This is a genomic window from Brachybacterium sacelli (assembly GCF_017876545.1).
In the GTDB taxonomy this organism is placed as follows: Bacteria; Actinomycetota; Actinomycetes; order Actinomycetales; family Dermabacteraceae; genus Brachybacterium; species Brachybacterium sacelli.
The window spans coordinates 869,139-890,367 of sequence record NZ_JAGIOD010000002.1 but is presented as its reverse complement, the minus strand read 5'-3'; the positions used below and the strand labels follow the sequence as shown (position 1 = coordinate 890,367).

Genomic DNA, 21,229 nt, shown 5'->3' with positions numbered 1-21,229 from the left:
CCCTACCGGACTACCAGCCCGCGACCCACCACGATGGGGACTGCCGCACGGATAGGTGACATCTGATCTGGCTTGCCCGTTGGGCGGCCTGGAAGGATGTGCACCATGCCCGCTCCCTACCCCCAGGAGTTCCGCGAAGATGTCGTGCGCGTGGCCCGGTCCCGTGAGGACGGCATCACGATCGCGCAGATCGCGAAGGACTTCGGCGTCCACGAGATGACGCTCCACAAATGGATCCGCCAAGCCGACATCGACGACGGCAACTCCCGGCAAGACTCGTGAGGACTCGACGGAACTGCGCGAGCTCCGCCGCCGGAACCGGTTGCTGGAGCAGGAGAACGAGGTCCTGCGCCGCGCAGCCGCCTACCTGTCCCAGGCGAACCTGCCGGGAAAAGGTTCTACCCGCTCGTGAGCGAGCTCGCCGCTGACGGCATCCCCGTCGCGGTGTCCCTGCGGGTCCTGAAGCTCTCCCGCCAGCCCTACTACCGCTGGCGGAAGCAGCAGATCACCAGGGCCGAGCTCGTCGAGGCCTACCGAGCCAACGCCCTGTTGGACGCCCACCGCGACGATCCTGAGTTCGGCTACCGGTTCCTCGTCGGAGAAGCCGCCGAGGCCGGAGAGGTGATGTGTGAGCGGACCGCGTGGAAGATCTGCCGCGACAACCAGTGGTGGTCCGTGTTCGGGAAGAAGCGCGGCAAGAACGGAAAGCGCCCCGGTCCGCCGGTCCATGACGACCTTGTGAAGCGGGACTTCTCCGCCGATGACGCCAACGAACTGTGGCTCACCGACATCACCGAGCACTGGACCGACGAGGGCAAGCTCTACCTCTGCGCCATCAAGGACGTGTTCTCCGGCCGGATCGTGGGCTACTCGATCAGCGACCGGATGAAGGCCCGTCTCGCGGCGAACGCCCTGGACAACGCAGTATCCAGGCGTCGTGACACCGCCGGTTGCATCGTGCATTCGGACAGGGGATCCCAGTTCAGGTCCCGGAAGTTCGTGCACGCCCTGAACCGTCATCACCTCATCGGATCGATGGGCCAAGTCGGTGCTGCCGGCGACAACGCCGCGATGGAATCGTTCTTCTCGCTACTTCAGAAGAACGTCCTGGACCGCAAGCGCTGGCGGACTCGAGAGGAGTTGCGGATCGCGATCATCACCTGGATCGAGAGGACCTATCACCGCCGTCGCCGACAGGCTCGCCTGGGCCGATTGACCCCCATCGAATACGAGACCATCATGAACCCGGCCGTGAGCCTCGCGGCCTGACACCACAACTGTCACCTGTTCGTGCGGCAGCCCCATGCGACAACGGTCGATGATGCGGATACGTGTATCGCAGTTGCGCAAATGTGAACCGAGCCATCAACTTTCGGCCTTCTGCCGGATGAGCTGGCGGTAGCGCGTCGGGCTCGCTCCGACACACTGGCGGAACATCCGGGCGGCGTGGCCCCGGCTCTGCCACCCGACCTCACGCATTGCGACCTCGATCGGCAGATCAGTCTCGCGCAGCAGACGCGCCAACTCTTGGGCGCGCAGTGTCGCCAGGTATGTCATCGGTGTTTTCCCGTAGGCGTCGACGAAGACCCGGCCGAGCTGGGACGGCGATAGATGCACGGCGGCTGCAAGCTCATGCAGTGTCCACTGCTGTGCTGGCGCGCTGCGGAGGAGTTCAACGGCCTCACGGACTTCGGTCCGCAAGGGCGCGAACCGGCGGTGGTGGGGCAAGCCGAGCCAAGTCGCTATCCGCTGGGACTGTGTCCGTCGTACTGGAGTCGTCTTGACATAGGGCGTGATCACATCCAGCACCGCGAACAGCAGCGCCTGCATCCGGTAGAACCGGTCGGGCGACGGCCCATCGATGCTGAGCGCGACCATCTCGTCCAGCCAGGGCATGAGCATCCCGGCGCGGTCCTCACCCAGTTGAAGTATCTGTGCAGGCTCGGAGTACAGCTCATCGGCGAAGCCCTGGGCATCCAGCCGATCGGCCAGCCACGCGGCGTGCTGCCAGAACACCTGATCGATGACGTAGCCACGATCCAGGTAAAGCGTGGTGGCCGTGATGAATCCGTCGGGTTCACTTCCGCACAGCGTGTTCGCACCGAGCGTGACGACGTCACCCACGGTCACAGGCTGCTCACCGAACTCGCTGAGCAGGATCGCCGACCCTGCGCGAACGAAGATCAGCTTTACGCAGTCGTAGGCAACCGGTCTGAGTGTGCTGCGGATCGATCGCGTTTGTGCAAGAACGGGGCGAAACTCCGCCCATTCGTCCTCATGCTTTTGGCGGAAGGTCAACCTGACGAAGCCGCCAATCGAAATAGCGCCAGCGTTGGCTCATGACCGGTCCCGGCGGTGGTGGTCTGCTACCAGTGCGCGCCAAGCGACGGCGGCACCAGCGATGGCGAACACCGCGCAGATGAGCATGCCAATGCTTTGGGCTTGGGTAAATGCGAGGTAGGCCGCGTCGATGAGTCCGTCTTCGTTATCGGAGAGTTCGCTGAGTGTCCCGCCGAGGGACGATCCGGCTTCGGCGTTTAGGCTCGCAGGTGCGAAATTGCGGTAGCCGGTGGCGACGGCGCTGCCGACGATTGCGACTCCGAGAGCGATGCCCAGTTGCTGATGGGTGTCGTTGAGTGCTGATCCCATGCCAGCCCGGCCCGGGGGTACGGCTCCCAGGACGACGGTGTGGACCGATGGTGAAGCGAGCCCTGATCCGATGCCGGCAAGCAGCAGGCCGGTAGCGATGACTGCATACGGGGTGGCGGGAGTGAGCGTGGCGAGGACGAGGAATCCGATAGCGGTCACGACGAAGCCCGTCACGATGGACCGGCGATAGCCGATCCGGTCAGGCAGGCGCGCGCCGACGTAGGAGGCACTGACCACGCCAACCGCAAGCGGGGCGATCGCCAGACCTGCCTGGAGCGGCGTGTAGTTCAGCACATACTGGAGGTGCTGCGTCAGGACGAAAAGCACGCTGCCGGTGCCTATGGCCAAAACTGCGACCGCGAGACTGGCACCGGCGAACTGCCGATTCCGGTACAGGCTCATCTCGATCATCGGCGATGTGGCTCTGCGCTGACGGACCCAGAACAACGCCGAGGCGGCAATCGTAAGCACGAAGCCCGCGATCACGATCGGCGCGGCGATGCCGTAATCGGGTGCCAGGATGATGGACGAGACGATCGAAGCTATCGCCACAGTGATCGCGATGGAACCAGGCACGTCGATGGTGCGGTGATGTGGGTCGCGGGACTCGGGGACCAGCCAAGCGATCAGAACGATCGCTGTGGCCGAGAGTGCGGCGCTGATTACGAAGACTCCTGGCCACCCGAAGCGCTCGACCATGAGCCCACCCAGAAGCGGGCCTATCGCCATGGCAGCTGAGCCGACCGCTGACCAGACCGCGAACGCCTTGACACGCTCATGGGGCGCGAAGGTGTGCATGAGGATTGCCAGCGTGCCTGGCATGACCAGCGCGGCTCCGACGCCCATGATCGTGCGGGCGGTGATCAACCAACCGGCCGACGGCGCGAAGGCCGCTGCCACCGATGCCAGGGTCAAGATCGTCAGACCGATGGTTACAGCTCGTCGGCGTCCGTATCGGTCTGCGACGAGCCCGGCTGCGACGAGGAGGCCGGCGAAGACAACGACGTAGGCATTGATGATCGCTTGCAGCTCGGCCGGGGTAGCGCCCAAGGCGTGCTCGATGGTGGGTACCGCGACGTTGAGGATGGTGTTGTCCACGATGATCGCCGTCAGCGCGGCGCAGACCGCCGCGAGGATGACCCAGCGTCGAGGGTCGATCTGCACAGTGTTCGGGATGTCTTGTCCAGCAGTCATGAGTCAATCCTACAGCGTAGGAGTAACTGACAGGGATAGGGTATGACCCATGGTGGCGAAACGGAATGACGAGGTACCTGGCTCCGTGTGGTTCCGTGAGCCGCAGCAGCGCCGCAAGGCCCCAGCGTTGAACCGCGAACGCATCGTTGCGGCGGCCGTTGACCGGCTTGATCGCGACGGCATCGAGGGGCTGAGCTTGCGTAAGATCGCCGGCGATCTCGATGTGCACGCAACAAGCCTGTACTGGCATGTCGCGACCAAAGGTGACGTCGTCGACCTCGCACTCGATGAGGTCTTCGCCGAGATCGAACTCCCGGCAGATCACCGCGAAGAGGAGTGGAAAGACCTCGTCCTGGCCTACATGCGCCAGTTGCGGGCAATGTTGCTGCGCCATCCTTGGGCGGCCGCTCTTGCCGGCACCCGGCCACTGGCAGGCCCGCAGGCGCTGGCACGCTCCGAGGCCGTCTATGCCGCTCTCGACCGTGCGGGATTTGAAGGAAGCGAGCTATCTGCGGCAGCGGCGGCGGTATCGAATCTCGTCATTGCCAGTGCGTCCACCCAAGCCGCCTGGGCCCAACAGGCCGAGGCAGATAGTCGCGATGCCCTCCAGCAACGCATCGCGGACGAGCATGAGTTGTACCCGTCACTCGCCGCCCACCTGTCAGGCTTCCTCGGCGACTGGGATTCCCAGTTCGATCTTGCGGTGCGCTACCTCCTGGACGGATTGAGCTACCGAGGCACGTAAGAGAACACTCGGCCTCGACCTACCTCTCGCCACGTTTTAAGGCATCCCACGTCTTCAAGGAGGCAGCCACAGAAACCGCAGCGTTTCCGCAGCTTGTGCAGGCAGATAATCTGGGGCGCTTCAGGCAGTGATCTGCTGGGCGCGGGTGAGGTCGTGGCGAACAGTCGGCGACCGGATGCCTCGCCTTCAGCCGCCCTGCTGACGGTTGTCGTTTCTGTGGTGGGTTCCCGATGACTGGTCAGATTCTCGCTGGCAACGGGTCATTCTGGATTCAACGACGTGCCTTCTCAGCGAGGCCAGCGAGGAGGAACTCTGCGCTGTGCGCAAACTGCGCGGCCCAGGCGCTAGTCTCAAAGGAGAGTTCCGCCATCACGGGATAGACGTGCGCGTTGGTTTGAAGGTGTTCCTGGACTGCTCGACGTGCGGTCAACTCGTCGCCGTCTTGCCACGATGCTTCGGCTGCAACGGACCCGATCACGAGGTTGGTCACGGCTGCTGCCGCTGCTGCGAGTTCGTCATCGGCAAATCCCGCTCGTGCCAGAGCGGCGTAGACGAACTCCGAGCGCGCAAGGGCCTCGGGGCCTAAAAGCGGGCGGCTGCTGGCAAGGGCTCCGGACCACGGGTGAGCCAGCAGGGCCATGCGCAGGTCGTGCATGAATGTGCGTATCTCATCGACCCAGTCCTCGGCGGGACGATCCGGTAGCGGTAGCTCGGTGAATACGGCGTCAATGGCGAGGTCCAGGAGATCGTCGCGCACTGCCACATGCCAGTACAGGGTTGTGGGGTGCACATCGAGCGCGGCGGCAACCGCGCGCAGGTTCAGTCCATCGAGACCGGCACGGTCGAGTTGAGCCACAACCTCGGAAGCGATGCGCTCGCGGGTCAGGCCGTGTTGTCCGCGTCGTGGTGGGCGTTTGCGCAGCCATACCGCTCCAGGCAGGACGGGTCCGGTGGCTGCCTTCTTGGGACTCATAGTCCTACAGCGTAGGGACAACGTTTGCGGATCGCCACCTTAGTCCTGCACAGTAGGACTAGCACTCGTGAGCATCGAGTGCTAATCCGGACGAAGTGAGAGCAGTCGTCCTGTGGCTGGTCGTCCGTCGCAGGCGTCCCGTCCGGCCGACTTTGTTCGAGGAGAGGATTTGCAGTTATGGGGAAGGTAATCGCGTTCGATGAGGAAGCCCGCCGGGGCATGGAGCGAGGGATGAACACCCTCGCTGACGTGGTCAAGGTGACATTGGGGCCGCGTGGTCGCAATGTCGTGTTGAACAAGAAGTGGGGCGCCCCCACCATTACCAATGACGGTGTATCGATCGCCCGAGAGGTCGAGCTCGAAGATCCGTGGGAGCGGATCGGTGCCGAGCTGGTCAAGGAGGTTGCGAAAAAGACCGATGACATCGCCGGTGATGGCACCACGACGGCCACGGTCTTGGCGCAGGCGCTGGTTCGAGAAGGTCTACGCAACGTTGTTGCGGGGTCGAACCCGATGGCGCTGAAGAAGGGCATCGAGAAGGCCGCTGCTGCGGTGAGTCGTCAGTTGCTCGATACCGCGCGGCCGGTGGAGACCCGGGGCCAGATCGCGGCATCGGCGTCGATCTCGGCCGGTGAGCACGAGATCGGTGAGCTCATCGCCGAGGCGATGGACAAGGTGGGCAAGGAGGGTGTTATCACGGTCGAGGAGTCAAACACCTTTGGCCTGGAGCTTGAACTGACAGAGGGCATGCGTTTCGACAAGGGCCACCTGTCGGGCTATTTCGTCACCGACCCCGAGCGCCAGGAGACGGTGCTCGATGATCCGTACGTCCTCATCGTCAACAACAAGATCAGCTCGGTGAAGGACCTCGTCCCAGTCCTGGAGAAGGTGATGCAGTCGGGCAAGCCGCTCGCGCTCATCGCCGAGGACATCGATGGGGAGGCGCTCGCCACGCTCGTGGTCAACAAGATGCGCGGCAGTTTGCAGTCGGTCGCCATCAAGGCACCGGGATTCGGTGACCGCCGCAAGGCCATGCTCGACGACATCGCCATCCTCACTGGTGGAGAGGTCATCAGCGAGGAGGTCGGCCTGTCGCTTGAGAACGCCGACCTCTCCCTGCTGGGCACCGCGCGCAAGGTCATCACCTCCAAGGATGAGACGACCATCGTCGAGGGTGGCGGCTCCCAAGAGCAGATCACCGCCCGGGTCGCCCAGATCAAGGCCGAGATCGAGAACACAGATTCGGACTACGACCGTGAGAAGCTCCAGGAACGCCTTGCCAAGCTCGCCGGCGGCGTCGCCGTTATCAAGGCCGGAGCAGCCACGGAGGTGGAGCTGAACGAGCGCAAGCACCGCATCGAGGATGCTGTGCGCAACGCCAAGGCAGCTGTCGAAGAGGGCATCGTCGCCGGTGGCGGCGTGGCCCTCGTCCAAGCAGGCGTGTGGGAGGCGATCGAAGGGCTCGGCGTGGACGACCCCGATGAGGAAACCGGCGCAGCGATCCTGGGGGTTGCCCTCGATGCACCCCTCCGGCAGATCGCGGTCAATGCCGGCCTCGAAGGTGGGGTGGTCGTCAACACCGTGCGCAACTTGCCGATCGGGGAGGGGCTTGACGCCCGGACCGGTGAGTACAAGGACCTGATCGGCGCCGGCATCGTCGACCCTGTCAAGGTGACTCGCTCAGCACTGGAGAACGCGGCTTCGATCGCGGCACTGTTCCTGACCACCGAGGCGGTCATCGCCGACAAGCAGCAGGACAGCGCGGACCCAGCGGCCGACCCAAGCGCAGGGATGGGTGGCATGGGCTTCTGACGGTCTTGTCCAGCTGGTTCCTTGGGGGTGTTCATGGCTTCAGGGTTCCAGCACCCGCGACTGATCGCCTGCATGCCCTCGCCAGACGGGCCGTTCTCCGGGATGGTGGTCTTGCCATCCCGGAGATCGCCCCTCTCGCCAGGACTACGGCAGTCCATACCCCCATTGCCTATGACTGCGTGAAGCTCCTTTTGTCCATGACGGTTCGACGATTCTTCTCAGTGAGTTTAGCGAGAAACCCGTCAAGATCGTCGCGGCCGCCGATGGCAACCGGTCGCCCTCAACACCGTTGAGGCGCTACTACGCGGAGGGGGGGACCCCGATCTCAGCGTGGAGCGCGGTGATCGCCTGTAGCGGGAGTACCCCGTTGCCAAGAGCGGTGAGCTGCTGATTCGACGTCAGTTCGTGCTCTGCATCCGTGATTCACCCAGTCGGCAGTCCAATCAACCATTCAACGAACTCGGGCGCGGGTCGGCGCGGGTCGAGGTCCGGCTGCGTCGTTCATAAGCGCCGGGGCGGGTGTTGGCCTGCCCGTGATATGCGCCCATGGCGGTGGCGTCGGCGTAGCGTCCCCAGCGTCGAACAGTGTCGCGATCAGTGACCACAGGGTCGTCGTTCGTCCGCCCTGTTCGGTGAGCCATGCGGTCCGTTGAGGGCCAGGTCGATGATCTGGTGCGACAGCGCGATCGTGCCTCGTCTCGCTTTCACTCGATCCAGGGTCTCCCCGCCGCGGGATGAGTCCGAAGCCAGCGGAGTCCGGAAGAACGTGCTGGGCGAGGATGAAGATGCGGAAGCAGTGGTGAGGAGCGCCGACAAGGGAAGCTGGTAGGCCGATCCATTGACTGTTTCACCGCAGGTCGGCCAGATTGCCAGCCACGGCGCGAAGCGCCCTGCGAGGTCGGGCTGACTGGTCGCCCAAATGCCACGAGTCGGGTTCCACGTCGCGAAGGGTTGCGGTCGCATCGCCATCCGAGGTTGCGGTGTCGGGGTTCCGTTGCGCATCGTGTTCGCCTTGCGTCTGATATCGGACGGCGGGGTCGGACAGCACCCCGCGGACGTTCTCGATCACGACGAGCTCAGGTTGCAGTGCGTCGATCGCGTTGGCCATGTGCAACCACAGGCCCGAGAGGGCGCCAGGCGCGAGGCCGGCCTGTTTGCCGACGGTCGAGACGTCCTGGCAAGGGAAGCTCGCGCAGAGGATGTCCACCGGAGGTACATGGCTCCAGTCGACCGTGGCGATGTCACCGAGGTTGGTGGCGTGGGGCCTGTGGTGGGAGAAGACGCGGGCGACGGGTTCGTTGATCTCGGAGAACCAGATGGTCTCGGCGTTGAAGACGTGCTCGACGGTGAGGTCGAGGCCTCCGTACCCGGAGAACAGCGACCCGATCTGTAACGGACGGTCGCCGGCTGAAGAGGTGTTGTCGCGCATGGAGGCTCCGGCAGTTCGGTCGCCCCCGGCTCCCGGACCACTCAGGAATCCATCACCGGGCTGATCACCTGCCAGGTGCACCACAGCCACATCGACGCCTGCTACGCCGATACCGAACCACCCATCGTTGCCCGCAGAACAGTCAGCCAAACACCGGTTCCTCAGGACCCCTTTCTGAGCTGCCACGCCTCTTGCAGGTCGAGGTTGGCGCTGTCAATCAAGGTTGGCGTCGGTGTCGAGGCTGCCTGGCTCCGAGCGCGCTTGGATCGGTCGTCGGGCGCTCACCTGACTGTCACGAACGAGGCAGCGGTGACGGTCTCGATGCGGGTCATGTCGGCTAGCGACGGCTACAAGTACGGGACTGCCGCACGGTCGCTGCGGCCGATGGTGACCGGTCACTCTCGACAACACTGACGAGGTACTACGCCGAGGCAGGCAACCCGCGGGGGGCAACGATGGCTGCATCTTGTCTGCTCTTGCTCAGCGTATCGCTGGTGCTCACGGGAGAGGTGTCAGTGGCTTGGTGGTGTGGGCAGGCCTCGGGTGAGCGCGTCGAGCATGGCGGCGAAGATTCTTTCGTGGTCGGGTTGCTCGGCGCAGAGCTTCTCGGCGGCGATCCAGCCCCACACGGTGAATAGGACGACGGAGAAGGAATCTCGCGCCTGTTCTAGGGTCAGCTTGTGGCTGCCCATCACGGCTTCGGCCCGGTGTTGCAGTTCCTGGTAGGTGCTCGTCTCGCGGGGGAACTGTGCGAGCACCTCGGCGTCGGCGACCGGAAGGAACTCGGCTCGCAGGAGCCGCCCGAAGTTGGCCAGCCAGGCGCGCCAGTCGGCGGTGGGGGCATCGGCGATCCGGGCGAGGACTTGGTCGAGGAGGTGATCACTGATCAGGTCGAGCAGGCCATCGCGGTCGCCGACCCAGCGGTACAGGGCCTTGTGGGTCACTTCGAGGCGCCGGGCCAGACCTCGCACGGTCAAATCGTTCGCCCTGGACTCCAGCGCGGCGCCGACAATCGCCTCGACCGAAAGCTGGGCCGGGCGCCCGGGGCCACGCGCTAGTGGTTCCTCTGTCACAGGATCATTCTCTCATCAACATTAGTCTCCAGTGGGTACTAATAGGGTACAGTGGTGAGTACGGGCCGCGCGCATACCGGTGGACGTGGCCTGAGAGAGGAGACGAACGATGACGGATCGGCAGTGGACGCATCGGGTTCTGGATGACCCGGCTGACCTGGACGCGACGCCCGCGGCGCTGAGTGCGGCCGAGGCACAGCCGTGGGCGAACTTCGTGGTGTTCACCCCAGACCGGCTCCCTGCGGGCACACATCTGGGTGAGCAGTCTTTGCGTCGCGAGGCGCCACCGGGACGGGTGGGTGACTCGATGGCCGGAAGGACGCCGTGGAGTGCGAACAATCCGGCGGCGTTCCGCTTCGAGGTCCGCGGCGACGGCCGTCGGCTGCGGGTCAAGCAGTTCCTCTACGACTGGGCGTTCCCGGCACTCGACCACCCGGCGCTGTGGGAGAGCCGCACCAGCGCCGAGCGCCTCGATGAGCACCATCTGGTCTGGCATGGCATCGACTACATGGGCCACCAGGGCGCTTCGGCGAGGATCGCGAGGACCATGATCGAGCTGTCGGTCCTCGACGGCACCTTCACCCGCGAGGAGATCACCGATCTCTACCGCTCACTGCGCCCAGCCGACTCGGAAGCGGCCACCGCGATCGCAGCCACCCCGTTCGCCGCGCTGAGCTACTGGGCGCGCCGCCCCGAGGCCTCGGTGATCGCCGTGCCCCTAGGCTTGTGGAACCTCCGCCAGGAAGACACTGCCAACCTCACCTGGCGCCCGATCCAGGACGGGCACGCTCCGTTCGGCCCATCCGCGGTCCCGCACCGGCTCAGTGATCTGGTCCTAGAGTCGACAACCACCCATCACGGCCACAGCCCCGTGGCCTCGGAGCACCTCTACAGCGGCGGACCCGACCGTGGGCGAGAACTGCGCCTTCACACCCTGAACCTTGAGCACCTGCCGAGGGCGATCGAGCCCGAATCCCATCCCGCCGAACACGAGGACATCACCGTCGCCGGGCATCACGTTCGACTGGCGTTCATCGATAATGCCTACGGACCCTTCGACGCGGTGCTCGACGACGCGAACGGGAACCCGACATGGCGACTGCTGGCCAGCGCCCACACCCACACTGATCGCCGCTGGTTCCTTCGTGTCCTCGACGACCTGCTCGACGCCACCGACTCGGCGCCCTGAGGGGACCCTGGCCGTGATGCTGACTCGACTACACGGATCGACATGCTCGCCCCAGACGACACCGGACCGTGGCGACTCCTCACCTGCGCGGGCGGACCAGTGTTCGCTGAGACCACTGTCTACCGTCGGCGACGCGAGCCGGAGGCCTACGACTGGTGCCGCCTCGGATTCGTCCGTGAGGGCACCGCATGGCTCCTCAGCACCGACGGGAGCGAGCACGTACGGGCCGGCCACGCCATTTTCACGGGACCGGGCGTGCTCTGCGGTATCGAGCCCGAGGACGTGACCGCGATGAGCACGGTCTACCTCCAGCGTGACTACTTCGCAGACCTCATGACCTGGCACCGCCCTGGAGCCGTCTGCCCCTGGACACGAGAATCAGCCTGCCCCGACAGCTCTGTGATCATTCGGTCCCTGCACCCCGGCGCGGTGAACATCGAACCCTGGCTCGACGAGCTGGTGTCGCTGAGTCACCAGAGCGCGACCACGCGATTCTACCGGCGGCAAGCGCTCGTTTCAGGACTACTCGACATCCTCATCGAGGACCATAGTGGCCCGGATAAGCATGGGCCCTGGGCACCGGTGGCGGCGCACGTTCCGGGATTGTCGCGACGCCCTGTGGTGCTTCGCGAGCCGGCGCGGCAAGCGGCGTACCTGCTGGAAAGCGACCCGGCCAGGCCATGGTCACTTGCCGAACTCGCACGGTCGGTGCACCTGTCGCTCTCCCAGCTCACACGAGTCTTTGCCGCCAGCTACGAGCTGACACCGATCACCTATCTGGGCCTGGTGCGCGCTCGCCGATTCGCCCACCTGTTGCGCACCACCAATCTGCCGATCACGACCGCAGCCCGGCAGGTCGGATGGAACAGCCGCGGCCACGCCGCCCGACACTTCCGTCGCTACTTCGGCACCACCCCCAGCGAGTATCGCCGCGCCCGTCTCGCACCCACCCGGATTGCGGCATGAACCGGGCGCAACCGACCGCCGCGCCCGCCTTGTGGTTCGGCGCGCTATGCGTGTTCTTGGTCGCGGTCAACCTCCGGCTGCCGATCACCGCCGTGTCCCCCGTGCTGGACCAGGTACAGCGTGACGAAGGGGTCGGCAGCGGCGCGGCGAGCCTGCTGGTCTCGATCCCCGTCCTGTGCTTCGCGCTGCTGCCCGCGGCCGTCGTCCGCTTCGGGCGGCGGTTCGGGCTGACGAGCGCCGTGCTCGTCTCGCTCGTGGTGATGGTCGCCGGGTTCGGGCTCCGACTGGTGCCCGACCAGGTCGGGCTCCTGGCCGGGACGGTGGTCCTCGGTGTGGCGATCACGGCGGGCAATGTCCTGATCCCGCCGCTGATCAAACGCGACCACTCCGGCAGTTCGGGTTCGCTGACTGGTCTCTACAGCCTCGGCCTGTACTTCGGCGCCGCGCTGGGCGCCGGGCTGACCGTTCCCCTGCAGCGAGGGACCGGGCTGGACTGGCGGTCGACGATCACGCTGTGGGTGGTGGTGCCCCTGGTCGCGCTGGCCGTCTGGGTTTTCCGCGCCCGGATCTCGTCGGGGGGCCACCGGCACCGTTCTCCCAGCGGGGTCACGCCCGGCCCTGCGACCGCCGCTTCCCCCTGGCGGCATCGCACGGCGTGGGCGGTCACGCTGGTGTTCGCGATCCCGGCACTCATATTTTACGCTGTGTCCGCCTGGTTGCCGACCATGCTGGTCGATGAGACTGGACGTGACCCCGCCGCGGCCGGCGCGGTACTGGCGGTCGTCAACATCGCCGCGATCCCGGCCGCGCTGGTTGTCGGGATCGCGGCCAACCGGACCCGGCGACAGACCTGGCTCACGGTCTTTACGGGTCTCCTGCTCGCGGTCGGGATCGTTGGGTTCCTCGTGGTCCCGGCGGCGGCACTGACCTGGGCAGTCCTGCTCGGAGTGGGGCTCGGTGGCGGGACCACACTCGGGTACGCGTTGCCATTGCTGCGTTCGTCGGGCACCGCGGCGGCCGCACGGCTCACTGCAATGGCCCAAACGGCAGGGTTCCTTCTCTGCGCCATCGGGCCGGTCGCAGTCGGTCTGCTGCACGACCTCACCCACGAATGGTCCGCGGGCATGGTGGTCCTGGCGCTTCTCACTGCCGTCTACATCGTCGCCGGCTTCGACGCGGGCCGCGACGTCTCGATTTAGGTGATCTGGTGTGCCGTCGGCCCGGGGGCCGCGGGGACGGTCGACCGCCCCCGGCGTGCCGGCCCAGAACAGCCGGGACGACGGGACGCTCGCATCTGGAGCGAAAGGAGCGACAACCGTGGTCATGTCGCGTAGGAGACGATGGTCTCTGCTTGCTGCCGTCAGCAGCGCCCTGTTGCTGATCGCCTTGGACAACTCCGTCCTCTACACCGCGCTGCCCACCCTGACCCGTGAACTCGGCGCCGACGGGTCGGCGAGCCTGTGGATCGTCAACGCCTATCCAGTCGTCATGGCCGGGCTTCTGCTTGGGGCTGGCACGCTCGGTGACCGGGTCGGCCACGTGCGGATGTTCCACACCGGTCTGGTCATCTTCGGCGCCGCCTCCCTGGTGGCGACTTTCGCACCCACGGCCGGAGTGCTGATCGCTGCGCGGGCCCTCCTGGCGGTCGGCGCAGCAACCATGATGCCGGCGACCTTGGCACTGATCCGCGTGACCTTCCACGTCGAACGAGAACGCAACATCGCCATCGCTGTGTGGGGCACCGTGTCGATCGTTGGCGCAGCCCTTGGCCCTATCGTCGGCGGTGTTCTGTTGCAGGCGTTCTGGTGGGGCGCGGTGTTCCTGATCAACGTCCCCATCGTTGTCGCCGCGCTGACGGCCACCGCGCTCATCCGGCCCAGCAACGATCCCGATCCGGCCAAGCGCTGGGACCTGACCTCATCGATCCAGGCGATGACCGGGCTCATCGCCATGGTCGTGGCGATCAAGGAGTTCGCCGACCCCGGTCCTGCATGGTCGCTCATCGCTGTCGCGGTGATGGTCTCAGCCGTCGCGCTCACACTCTTCGCGCGTCGTCAACGTCGCCTGCCCCATCCGCTCCTGGACTTCACCATCTTCACCAACAAGGCCTTCACCGCCGGGGTGATCGCGGCGGCTGTCACCATGTTCGCCATCGGCGGTGTTCAGCTTGTCACCGTCCAACGCCTCCAACTGGTGGTCCAGTTCAGCCCCATCGAGTCCGGGCTCGTGGTCAGCGCTATCATGCTCGGCTCTGTTCCCACCGCTTTGCTGGGTGGCGTGATCCTGCACCGCTCCGGGCTACGCCTCCTGATTTCCGGCGGTCTCGCCCTCGCCGGACTCGGGCTGACCCTCAGCGTGATGACATTCGCGGCCTCTCTGCTCGCGCTCGTGACCGGGCTGGTCATCAGTGGGTTGGGGCTCGGCGCGGTCATTGCGGTCGCCTCCACCGCCATCGTTGGCAACGCACGCTCCCGACAAGCCGGCATGGCCGCCTCGATTGAAGAAGTCTCCTGGGAGTTCGGCAACCTTACCGCTGTCGCCGTCATCGGCACCCTGATCGGTCTGGTTTACAGCGCAACGATCCGCCTCCCGCCGAGTGCGCCCGACGCGGCCAGAGACAGCCTCACCACTGCCCTCGCACTTCCCGAGGGCACACCCGAATTGCATGAGGCCGCGCACGCTGCGTTCGACACCGGCTACCTCGTCGTCATGATCGTCATCACGGCCACCGTCTTCGCCGGCGCCCTACTCACCCGCCGTCTGCTTCGACACCACGGACCAGGAACACCGTCGTCTATCCAAGATGACTGACCCCCGAGCGGTTTTAGAGAACGGTGCATGGACTCATTCGGGTTGACCACCCCGAACGCCACCCGTGCGCACCTGACCGGCATGACGGTCTCGATGCGGGTTATGTCGGCTGGCGACGGCTACAAGTACCTGTTGCGCACGGTCGCTGCGGCCGATGGTGACCGTTCACTCTCGACACCGCTGACGAGGTACTACGCCGAGGCGGGCACGCCGCCAGGCCAGTGGCTTGGGTCGGGGGTGGCCTCCCTCGGCACGGGCCGACTTGCCGTGGGTGATCGGGTGTCGGAGGCCCAGCTTCAGCTCTTGATGGGTATGGGTCGTGACCCGCTCACCGGCGACCCGCTCGGTCTGGCGTTCCCGGCCTACAAGTCCCCGGCCGAGCGGATCGAAGCCCGCGTGGCTGGCCTCGACCCGGCGATGAGTCCTGGTGCGAAAGGTGAGGCGGTCGCGCAGATCGAGGCTGAGGAGAGTGAGCGTGGGACGCGGCGGGCAGTTGCGGGGTTCGACTTCACTTTCTCGATTCCGAAGTCCGCGTCGGCACTGTGGGCGGTCTCTGATGCCGGGACGCAGGCGTTGATCGGTGAGGCGCATCATCGTGCTGTTGCGGAGATGGTTGCGTTCATGGAGCGCGAGGTTGCAGCCACCCGTACCGGCGCAACCGCCGGCGACGGAGCTGTGGCGCAGGTCGATGTCACTGGGCTGGTAGCCACTGCGTTCGATCACTTCGACTCCCGTGCCGGCGACCCCCACCTGCACACCCACGTCGTGATCTCCAACAAGGTACAGACCGTCTTGGATGGGAAGTGGCGGAGTTTGGATGGGCGGCCGATGCACGCCGCCGTGGTCGCGCTCTCGGAGTTGCACGAGGCGGTGTTCGCCGATCACATGACCCGCGCCTTCGGTGTCGAATGGGAGGCCCGTGACATGGGCCGGGACCGGAACCCGGCGTGGGCGATCACCGGTGTGCCGGAAGAGCTGGTTCAGGAGTTTTCCACTCGCGCCCGGCACATCGACAGCGAGACCGACCGTCTCATCGCCGAGTACGTCGACAAGCGCGGGCGGCGGCCCTCACCGGCGACGATCATGAAGCTGCGCGCCCAGGCCACTCTGTCCACACGCCCCGACAAGGAGGTCCGGTCGCTGGCGGACCTCACGGAGCGGTGGCGCACCCGTGCCACCGGTGTACTCGGTCAGGACGCCACGACATGGGCACGCGTGGTCACTGACAACGAGACGCCCTTACTGCTGCGAGCCGACGACGTCCCACTCGGCGTGGTGGCCGAACTCGGGGCCGCGGTGGTCGAGGTCGTCGGTGAGAAGCGTTCGACCTGGCGCCGTTGGAACCTGACGGCGGAGGCGTCCCGGCAGACGATGGGCTGGCGCTTCGCCTCCATGCAGGACCGGGAGGCGATCGTCGGCATGGTCGCCGATGCCGCCGAGAACGCGTCGCTGCGTCTCACTCCGCCCGACCTCGCCACGAGCCCGGCAGCGTTCCGGCGCGTTGACGGCACCAGTGTGTTCCGGCCCAAGCACTCCACCGTGTTCTCCTCCGAGCTGTTGCTCGCGGCCGAGGACCGGCTGCTCGACCGATCCCGCACCATCACCGCACCAGCGGTCCCGGTCGGCACGGTGGAAACGATCACCTCCCGCGCCGATGCCGAGGGACGAATGCTCGGCGAGGACCAGGCCGAGGCCTTGATGAAGATCGCCGTCTCCGGGCGGGTGCTCGACGTGCTCGTCGGCCCGGCCGGTGCGGGCAAGACCACGGCTACGTGGGCGTTGCGGAGGATGTGGGAGACGGAACACGGTTCCGGGTCCGTGGTCGGGCTGGCCCCCTCCGCAGTGGCAGCGCAGGTCCTCGCTGATGACCTTGACATCGCGACGGAGAACACGGCGAAATGGTGGACCAACCACCTCGTGCACGGCACGACGTTCAAGGCGGGGCAGCTCGTCATCATCGACGAAGCATCCCTGGCAGGCACCCTGTCCCTGGACCGGATCACGCACCTTGCGGAGCAGGCCGGTGCGAAGGTGCTGCTGGTTGGTGACTTCGCCCAACTCCAGTCCGTGGATGCCGGTGGCGCATTCGGGCTGCTCGTCAACGACCGCGACGATGCGCCCGAGTTGGTCGATGTCCACCGCTTCACGAACGCCTGGGAGAAGATCGCATCCCTTGGGCTACGGCATGGACGTACTGAGGTGATCGACACCTACCTCGACTACGATCGTATCCACGAGGGCGACGCCGAGGTGATGGCCGATGCCGCTTACGGCGCCTGGCGCGCCGACCGGAACGCCGGGGCAGTGTCAGTGCTGATCGCCGAAACCCGCGACGACGTGACCGCCCTCAACACCCGTGCCCGCGCGGACCTGATCCTCGACGGCACCCTCACACCCGGCCGCGAGGTCGAGCTGAACGACGGCACCACCGCCGGGGCCGGGGACACGGTCATCACCCGCCGCAACGACCGGCGCCTGCGCAACGGCAAGGATTGGGTCCGCAACGGCGACACCTGGACTATCAAAGACGTGCGCGACGATGGCTCGGTCACGATCCGTCCCACCGGCCGCAGATTCGGCGGGTCTATCCTGCTGCCGGCGTCGTACGTGGCCGAGCATGTCGATCTTGGGTATGCGGTCACCGCACACCGCGCTCAGGGAGTCACGGTCGACACCGCGCATGTGCTGGTGGAGCCGACCACCACACGGGAGAACTTCTATGTCGCCATGACCCGCGGCAAGCACTCCAACCGGGCCTATGTGGTCCTCGATCGAGCCGACGACGCCCACACTGAGCCGCACCCCGGTGACAACCCCGACGCCACCGCCCGGAGCGTGCTCTACGGCGTCCTCCAGCGCGTCGGCGCGGAACTGTCCGCCCACGAGACCATCACCGTTGAACACGAGCAGTGGGGCTCGGTCGCTCAGCTCGCGGCCGAGTACGAGACCATCGCTGCCGCAGCCCAACGCGACCGCTGGGCGACATTGATCCGTGCCTCGGGTCTCACCGAGAGTCAGGCCGACGCCGCTATGGACTCGGAGGCGTTCGGAGCGCTCACCGCCGAACTGCGCCGGGCCGAGGCCAATCACCACGATATGGACCGTCTGCTCCCGCGTCTGATCGCAGCACGGGGGTTCGATGACGCAGATGACATCGCTTCCGTCCTGCACCACCGCGTCGCCCGCGCCACCGCACGTCCCGCCGGGTCCGGCCGCACCCGGAAGGCGCCGCGGCTGATCGCCGGGCTTGTCCCCGCAGCGCGAGGCCCGATGACCGCTGAGATGCGCCACGCCCTCGATGAACGTCACCAGCTCATCGAGCAACGAGTCACCGCTGTTCTGGAGACCGCCCTCACAGACCATGAGCCCTGGACTTCCCGGCTCGGCGATGTGCCCGAAGGTGAGAAGGAAGCGCAGGCCTGGCGTCGCGAAGCGAGGGTCGTGGCCGGCTACCGCGACCGCTACCAGATCACCGGCAGCCATCCCCTCGGCCCCGAACCGGAGACCGCGGCGCAGAAGATCGATTATGCCCGTGCCGATGCTGCCCTCGGGCGCGCCCAAGCCATCACCCGGCCCCGGCAGGACGGGCCGGGGCGGCGCCCGGTTGGACGCGACCGGATCGGCCCGCGACTGTGAGCCCTTTCTGATGTCCGAGATGGGGCGTATCGTGAAAGTGAGGCAGGTTACTTCTCACCACTCGGCCGTACGCGGTCGGTCCGGCTTCGGACCCTTCTCAGCGCACTGCCTCCTCAGGAGAAACGTGCGATTGAGAGGAGCCGATCATGTTTCGCTTTCTGCTAGCGGTAAGCATCCGAATCCGAAACTTCGGGCGCTGCTACATGCCGACCAACATCCTCGTTGACGCGATCCGCACCAGACGCGGCATGAAGTGGGGACCGGTAGCGATGCTGCTGGCGATCCCATACTTCGCCGTTGCCGTGTGGCTCGTCGGGCTGATCGATCAAGGTGCGCCGGGGTGGCTCCACCTGTTCGTACTTCTGACGGTGTGGTCCGGGTTCAAGATGCTCTGGCTGGGACCCGCCAGCATCGTCTGGCTCATCCGAGCCCGCATCGGTGAAGCCGATGCACGCCGGCGACAGCGACGAGCCGTCGCACGAGAGGCCAACGATGCACCCGAAAGGGACGTGTCCGAGTTGGCGAGGGTGGCCGGATACGTCCAGTGACCCACCTGCCGCAGCGCCCTGGGCTGAGAACGCCCCGACGCCCTTCCAGCACTCGGTCATCGGGAGATATCAGAGGAAGTACCCAGCTCGCTCTCATTGTTTGCCGGCCGGGCAGCGAGTAGTTGATGGTGGGCAAGGTCGCGGTACAGCTCGCTGCTGTTTAGAAGTTCAGTGTGGGTACCGGTGGCGGTGACCCGGCCGGCGTCGAGAACAACGATCTGGTCGGCGTCGGCCACGGTGGCCAGCCGGTGAGCGACGATCAGCACGGTTCGCCCGGCGGCGGCCGAGCGGATGGCCTGGTGCATCGCGCGCTCGTTCCGCCCATCGAGACTGGCGGTCGGCTCATCGAGCAGAAGCAACGGCGCACCACCGATCAGTGCGCGGGCGATCGCCAGGCGTTGGCGTTCTCCGCCGGACAGGCCCACGCCGTCGTCCCCGACCACGGCGTCCAAGTCGTCGGCATGCTGCTCGATGCGATCCAGCAGGTTGACGTCGGCGAGCACCTGCCGACAGCGTGTCTCGTCCGTGTCCGGTGCGGATAGAAGAAGGTTGTCCTTGATGGTGCCGGCCAGCACGGGGGCATCCTGTTCGACGTAGCCGATCCGGTCGCGCAGCTCGGACCGGGCCAGGGTCCGCATATCGATCCCGTCCAGGCGGACCGTTCCTTGGTCCGGCTCATAGAAGCGCTCGATCAGGGCCATCAGGGTCGACTTGCCCGCCCCTGATGGGCCGACGATCGCGGTCGTTGACCCACGTGGGACGGCGAAGCTCACATCTTCCAAGACGGGCTCATGCTGCCGGTAGGCGAAGGAGACACCCTCGAAGGTGACCATCGCTGGCTCAGGGTTGGGCCTTTCATCAGCGGGCCGGCTACGTAGTGCGGCCTCACCGTCCTCCTCGGTCGGCAGATCGAGGACCTCCTTGATGCGAGCAAGGGCGCCCAGGGCGGTGCGCACCGTGATGACCGCACTGAACGCAGTGGCCAGCGGCATGAGCATCATGAACAGGAAGAGGATGAAGGTCACCAGGTCCGCCACCGACAACGTGCCTGCGGCGACCCGGTACCCGCCGACACCCAGCACCGCCAGGAAGGCGCCCTGGACGGCCAGCCCGCTCACCGGCCATAGCACGGCACTGATGCGCACTATCCGCACGCCGAGGCTGTAGGCGGCCTGCGCATCGGAGACAAGCTTGCCTTCCTCCCGCTCGGTGGCTCCGGCGGCTCGGATGGTGCGCACACCCGACAGTGCTCGCTCGACCCCGGCCGCGACTCGGCCTATGGCCTCCTGTGAAGCAAGGGTCAGCGCCTGGATACGGGCACTGACGGCTACGACGCTGACCACGGCGACCAAGATGACGGCCAGCGTGATGCCCAGCAGGGTCAGGTCCAGCAGTGCCATCGCGACCAGCGCCCCGACAAAGACCAACACGCCGCTCAGTGCCTCGACGAGCCCGCCCGTCAGCGCCTCGCGCACCATGGTGGTGTCCGATCCCACCCGGGAGACCAGGTCGCCGGTGCGGCGGGCGTCATACTCGCGGATCGGTAACCGGAGCATGCGTCCCAGTAGCTGGCGGCGCGCGCAGAACACCACTCCCTCGGCGGTGCGCCCCAGCAAGAACTGCTGTGCGGCGTCCACCAGCCCCGCGCCCACGACGAGTCCCACCAGCACCGCCACCGGGCCGCTGAGGTCTCGTCCGTCGCCCACGGCCGCGATGACTTGGTTGACCATCAGCGGCTGCGCCAGGTTCAGTGCGGCACCCACCAGCGAGATGACCAGCACGATGGCCAGCACCCCGCGGTGTTCACGCAAGTAGGAGAACAGGTCGCGCAGGCTCGCCTTCGGCGTGGAAGTCTTACTGTCAGCCACGGCTGAACCGCGTTCCACCGTACTTCTTGTGGACCGCCTGCCGGCTCACGCCCAGCACGCGAGCGATCTGTGCCCAGGACGCACCGCTCATCCTTGCCCGACGCACCACCACCGCCTCAGCGCGGTTGACCTCGCCATGCAGTTCGGCCACCGCCGCAAGCGCCCGCAACGGGTCGTCATCGCCCGACTGGACAACCAACGCGCTCATTTGCTGCTCACCCATCTCAACCCGTCCCTCCTCCCTCGTCGTATAGTCAACGTACGTTGACACACCTTGGAATGTCAACCGCAGATGACACTTTGGCAGGTTGGCGCCGTAGCTGGGCTGATTCAGCA

The 21,229-nt window shown here is 66.1% G+C and carries 15 protein-coding genes and 1 pseudogene; 9 read left to right on the top strand and 7 right to left on the bottom strand.

Annotated elements, in window-relative coordinates; genetic code table 11:
* Window positions 1-105 precede the first annotated feature (105 nt).
* Window positions 106-1,269: pseudogene (locus JOF43_RS18230) on the top strand (IS3 family transposase).
* Window positions 1,270-1,365: 96 nt separating this feature from the next.
* Here the strand turns inward: JOF43_RS18230 and JOF43_RS18225 are convergent.
* Complete coding sequence (locus tag JOF43_RS18225) at window positions 1,366-2,298, bottom strand: helix-turn-helix domain-containing protein (protein WP_209904460.1); 933 nt, start codon at window positions 2,296-2,298, stop codon at window positions 1,366-1,368.
* Between the two features lie 39 nt (window positions 2,299-2,337).
* Window positions 2,338-3,843 (bottom strand): MFS transporter, encoded by a 1,506-nt coding sequence (locus tag JOF43_RS18220; protein WP_209904459.1) that lies wholly within the window; start codon window positions 3,841-3,843, stop codon window positions 2,338-2,340.
* A gap of 49 nt (window positions 3,844-3,892) precedes the next feature.
* Here JOF43_RS18220 and JOF43_RS18215 point away from each other — a divergent pair, with 49 nt between their 5' ends.
* Entirely contained in the window at window positions 3,893-4,588 is a 696-nt protein-coding gene (locus tag JOF43_RS18215) for a TetR/AcrR family transcriptional regulator C-terminal domain-containing protein (RefSeq protein WP_209904458.1), read from the top strand.
* A 271-nt stretch (window positions 4,589-4,859) separates the two neighbouring features.
* Here JOF43_RS18215 and JOF43_RS18210 read toward each other — a convergent pair whose 3' ends face one another.
* Window positions 4,860-5,561 carry a TetR/AcrR family transcriptional regulator gene (locus JOF43_RS18210; protein WP_209904457.1) on the bottom strand — a complete coding sequence of 234 codons (702 nt, stop codon included), beginning with the start codon at window positions 5,559-5,561 and terminating at the stop codon, window positions 4,860-4,862.
* 177 nt (window positions 5,562-5,738) lie between these two features.
* Here JOF43_RS18210 and groL point away from each other — a divergent pair, with 177 nt between their 5' ends.
* A complete protein-coding gene (groL, locus tag JOF43_RS18205; protein WP_209904456.1) occupies window positions 5,739-7,373 on the top strand; it encodes a chaperonin GroEL in 1,635 nt (544 codons plus the stop codon).
* An 847-nt stretch (window positions 7,374-8,220) separates the two neighbouring features.
* On the opposite strand, the gene JOF43_RS18200 is transcribed toward groL, so the two are convergent.
* Together JOF43_RS18200 and JOF43_RS18195 are read right to left on the bottom strand one after the other, a co-directional pair.
* Window positions 8,221-8,802 carry a DNA cytosine methyltransferase gene (locus JOF43_RS18200; RefSeq protein ID WP_209904455.1) on the bottom strand — a complete coding sequence of 194 codons (582 nt, stop codon included), beginning with the start codon at window positions 8,800-8,802 and terminating at the stop codon, window positions 8,221-8,223.
* Window positions 8,803-9,314: 512 nt separating this feature from the next.
* Window positions 9,315-9,875 carry a TetR/AcrR family transcriptional regulator gene (locus JOF43_RS18195; RefSeq protein ID WP_209904454.1) on the bottom strand — a complete coding sequence of 187 codons (561 nt, stop codon included), beginning with the start codon at window positions 9,873-9,875 and terminating at the stop codon, window positions 9,315-9,317.
* 109 nt (window positions 9,876-9,984) lie between these two features.
* On the opposite strand from JOF43_RS18195, the gene JOF43_RS18190 reads away from it, so the two are divergent.
* The 6 genes from JOF43_RS18190 to JOF43_RS18165 all read left to right on the top strand — a co-directional run bounded on the left by JOF43_RS18190 (window position 9,985) and on the right by JOF43_RS18165 (window position 19,025).
* Complete coding sequence (locus tag JOF43_RS18190; RefSeq protein ID WP_209904453.1) at window positions 9,985-11,064, top strand: hypothetical protein; 1,080 nt, start codon at window positions 9,985-9,987, stop codon at window positions 11,062-11,064.
* A gap of 42 nt (window positions 11,065-11,106) precedes the next feature.
* Window positions 11,107-12,030 (top strand): helix-turn-helix transcriptional regulator, encoded by a 924-nt coding sequence (locus tag JOF43_RS18185; protein WP_209904452.1) that lies wholly within the window; start codon window positions 11,107-11,109, stop codon window positions 12,028-12,030.
* Window positions 12,027-13,229, top strand: coding sequence for an MFS transporter (locus JOF43_RS18180; protein WP_209904451.1), 1,203 nt, complete (start codon window positions 12,027-12,029; stop codon window positions 13,227-13,229). The genes JOF43_RS18185 and JOF43_RS18180 overlap by 4 nt, the downstream gene beginning before the upstream one ends.
* Window positions 13,230-13,353: 124 nt before the next feature.
* Window positions 13,354-14,841 carry an MFS transporter gene (locus tag JOF43_RS18175; protein WP_209905389.1) on the top strand — a complete coding sequence of 496 codons (1,488 nt, stop codon included), beginning with the start codon at window positions 13,354-13,356 and terminating at the stop codon, window positions 14,839-14,841.
* 81 nt (window positions 14,842-14,922) lie between these two features.
* Complete coding sequence (gene mobF, locus JOF43_RS18170) at window positions 14,923-18,477, top strand: MobF family relaxase (RefSeq protein ID WP_209905388.1); 3,555 nt, start codon at window positions 14,923-14,925, stop codon at window positions 18,475-18,477.
* Between the two features lie 146 nt (window positions 18,478-18,623).
* Window positions 18,624-19,025 carry a hypothetical protein gene (locus JOF43_RS18165; protein ID WP_209904450.1) on the top strand — a complete coding sequence of 134 codons (402 nt, stop codon included), beginning with the start codon at window positions 18,624-18,626 and terminating at the stop codon, window positions 19,023-19,025.
* A 56-nt stretch (window positions 19,026-19,081) separates the two neighbouring features.
* On the opposite strand, the gene JOF43_RS18160 is transcribed toward JOF43_RS18165, so the two are convergent.
* Both JOF43_RS18160 and JOF43_RS18155 read right to left on the bottom strand, forming a co-directional pair.
* Window positions 19,082-20,893, bottom strand: a complete 1,812-nt coding sequence (locus JOF43_RS18160) for an ABC transporter ATP-binding protein (protein ID WP_209904449.1) — start codon at window positions 20,891-20,893, stop codon at window positions 19,082-19,084.
* Window positions 20,886-21,116, bottom strand: coding sequence for a hypothetical protein (locus JOF43_RS18155; RefSeq protein ID WP_245354607.1), 231 nt, complete (start codon window positions 21,114-21,116; stop codon window positions 20,886-20,888). Before JOF43_RS18155 ends, JOF43_RS18160 begins: the two co-directional genes overlap by 8 nt.
* Window positions 21,117-21,229: the final 113 nt, after the last annotated feature.

Bases quoted from the DNA above. Each gene is read 5' to 3' on its own strand.
- JOF43_RS18220 (WP_209904459.1), bottom strand. From the start codon at position 3,843: ATGACTGCTGGACAAGACATCCCGAACACTGTGCAGATCGACCCTCGA.
- JOF43_RS18215 (WP_209904458.1), top strand. From the start codon at position 3,893: ATGGTGGCGAAACGGAATGACGAGGTACCTGGCTCCGTGTGGTTCCGT.
- JOF43_RS18210 (WP_209904457.1), bottom strand. From the start codon at position 5,561: ATGAGTCCCAAGAAGGCAGCCACCGGACCCGTCCTGCCTGGAGCGGTA.
- groL (WP_209904456.1), top strand. From the start codon at position 5,739: ATGGGGAAGGTAATCGCGTTCGATGAGGAAGCCCGCCGGGGCATGGAG.
- JOF43_RS18200 (WP_209904455.1), bottom strand. From the start codon at position 8,802: ATGCGCGACAACACCTCTTCAGCCGGCGACCGTCCGTTACAGATCGGG.
- JOF43_RS18190 (WP_209904453.1), top strand. From the start codon at position 9,985: ATGACGGATCGGCAGTGGACGCATCGGGTTCTGGATGACCCGGCTGAC.
- JOF43_RS18185 (WP_209904452.1), top strand. From the start codon at position 11,107: ATGCTCGCCCCAGACGACACCGGACCGTGGCGACTCCTCACCTGCGCG.
- JOF43_RS18180 (WP_209904451.1), top strand. From the start codon at position 12,027: ATGAACCGGGCGCAACCGACCGCCGCGCCCGCCTTGTGGTTCGGCGCG.
- JOF43_RS18175 (WP_209905389.1), top strand. From the start codon at position 13,354: ATGTCGCGTAGGAGACGATGGTCTCTGCTTGCTGCCGTCAGCAGCGCC.
- mobF (WP_209905388.1), top strand. From the start codon at position 14,923: ATGACGGTCTCGATGCGGGTTATGTCGGCTGGCGACGGCTACAAGTAC.
- JOF43_RS18165 (WP_209904450.1), top strand. From the start codon at position 18,624: ATGTTTCGCTTTCTGCTAGCGGTAAGCATCCGAATCCGAAACTTCGGG.
- JOF43_RS18155 (WP_245354607.1), bottom strand. From the start codon at position 21,116: ATGGGTGAGCAGCAAATGAGCGCGTTGGTTGTCCAGTCGGGCGATGAC.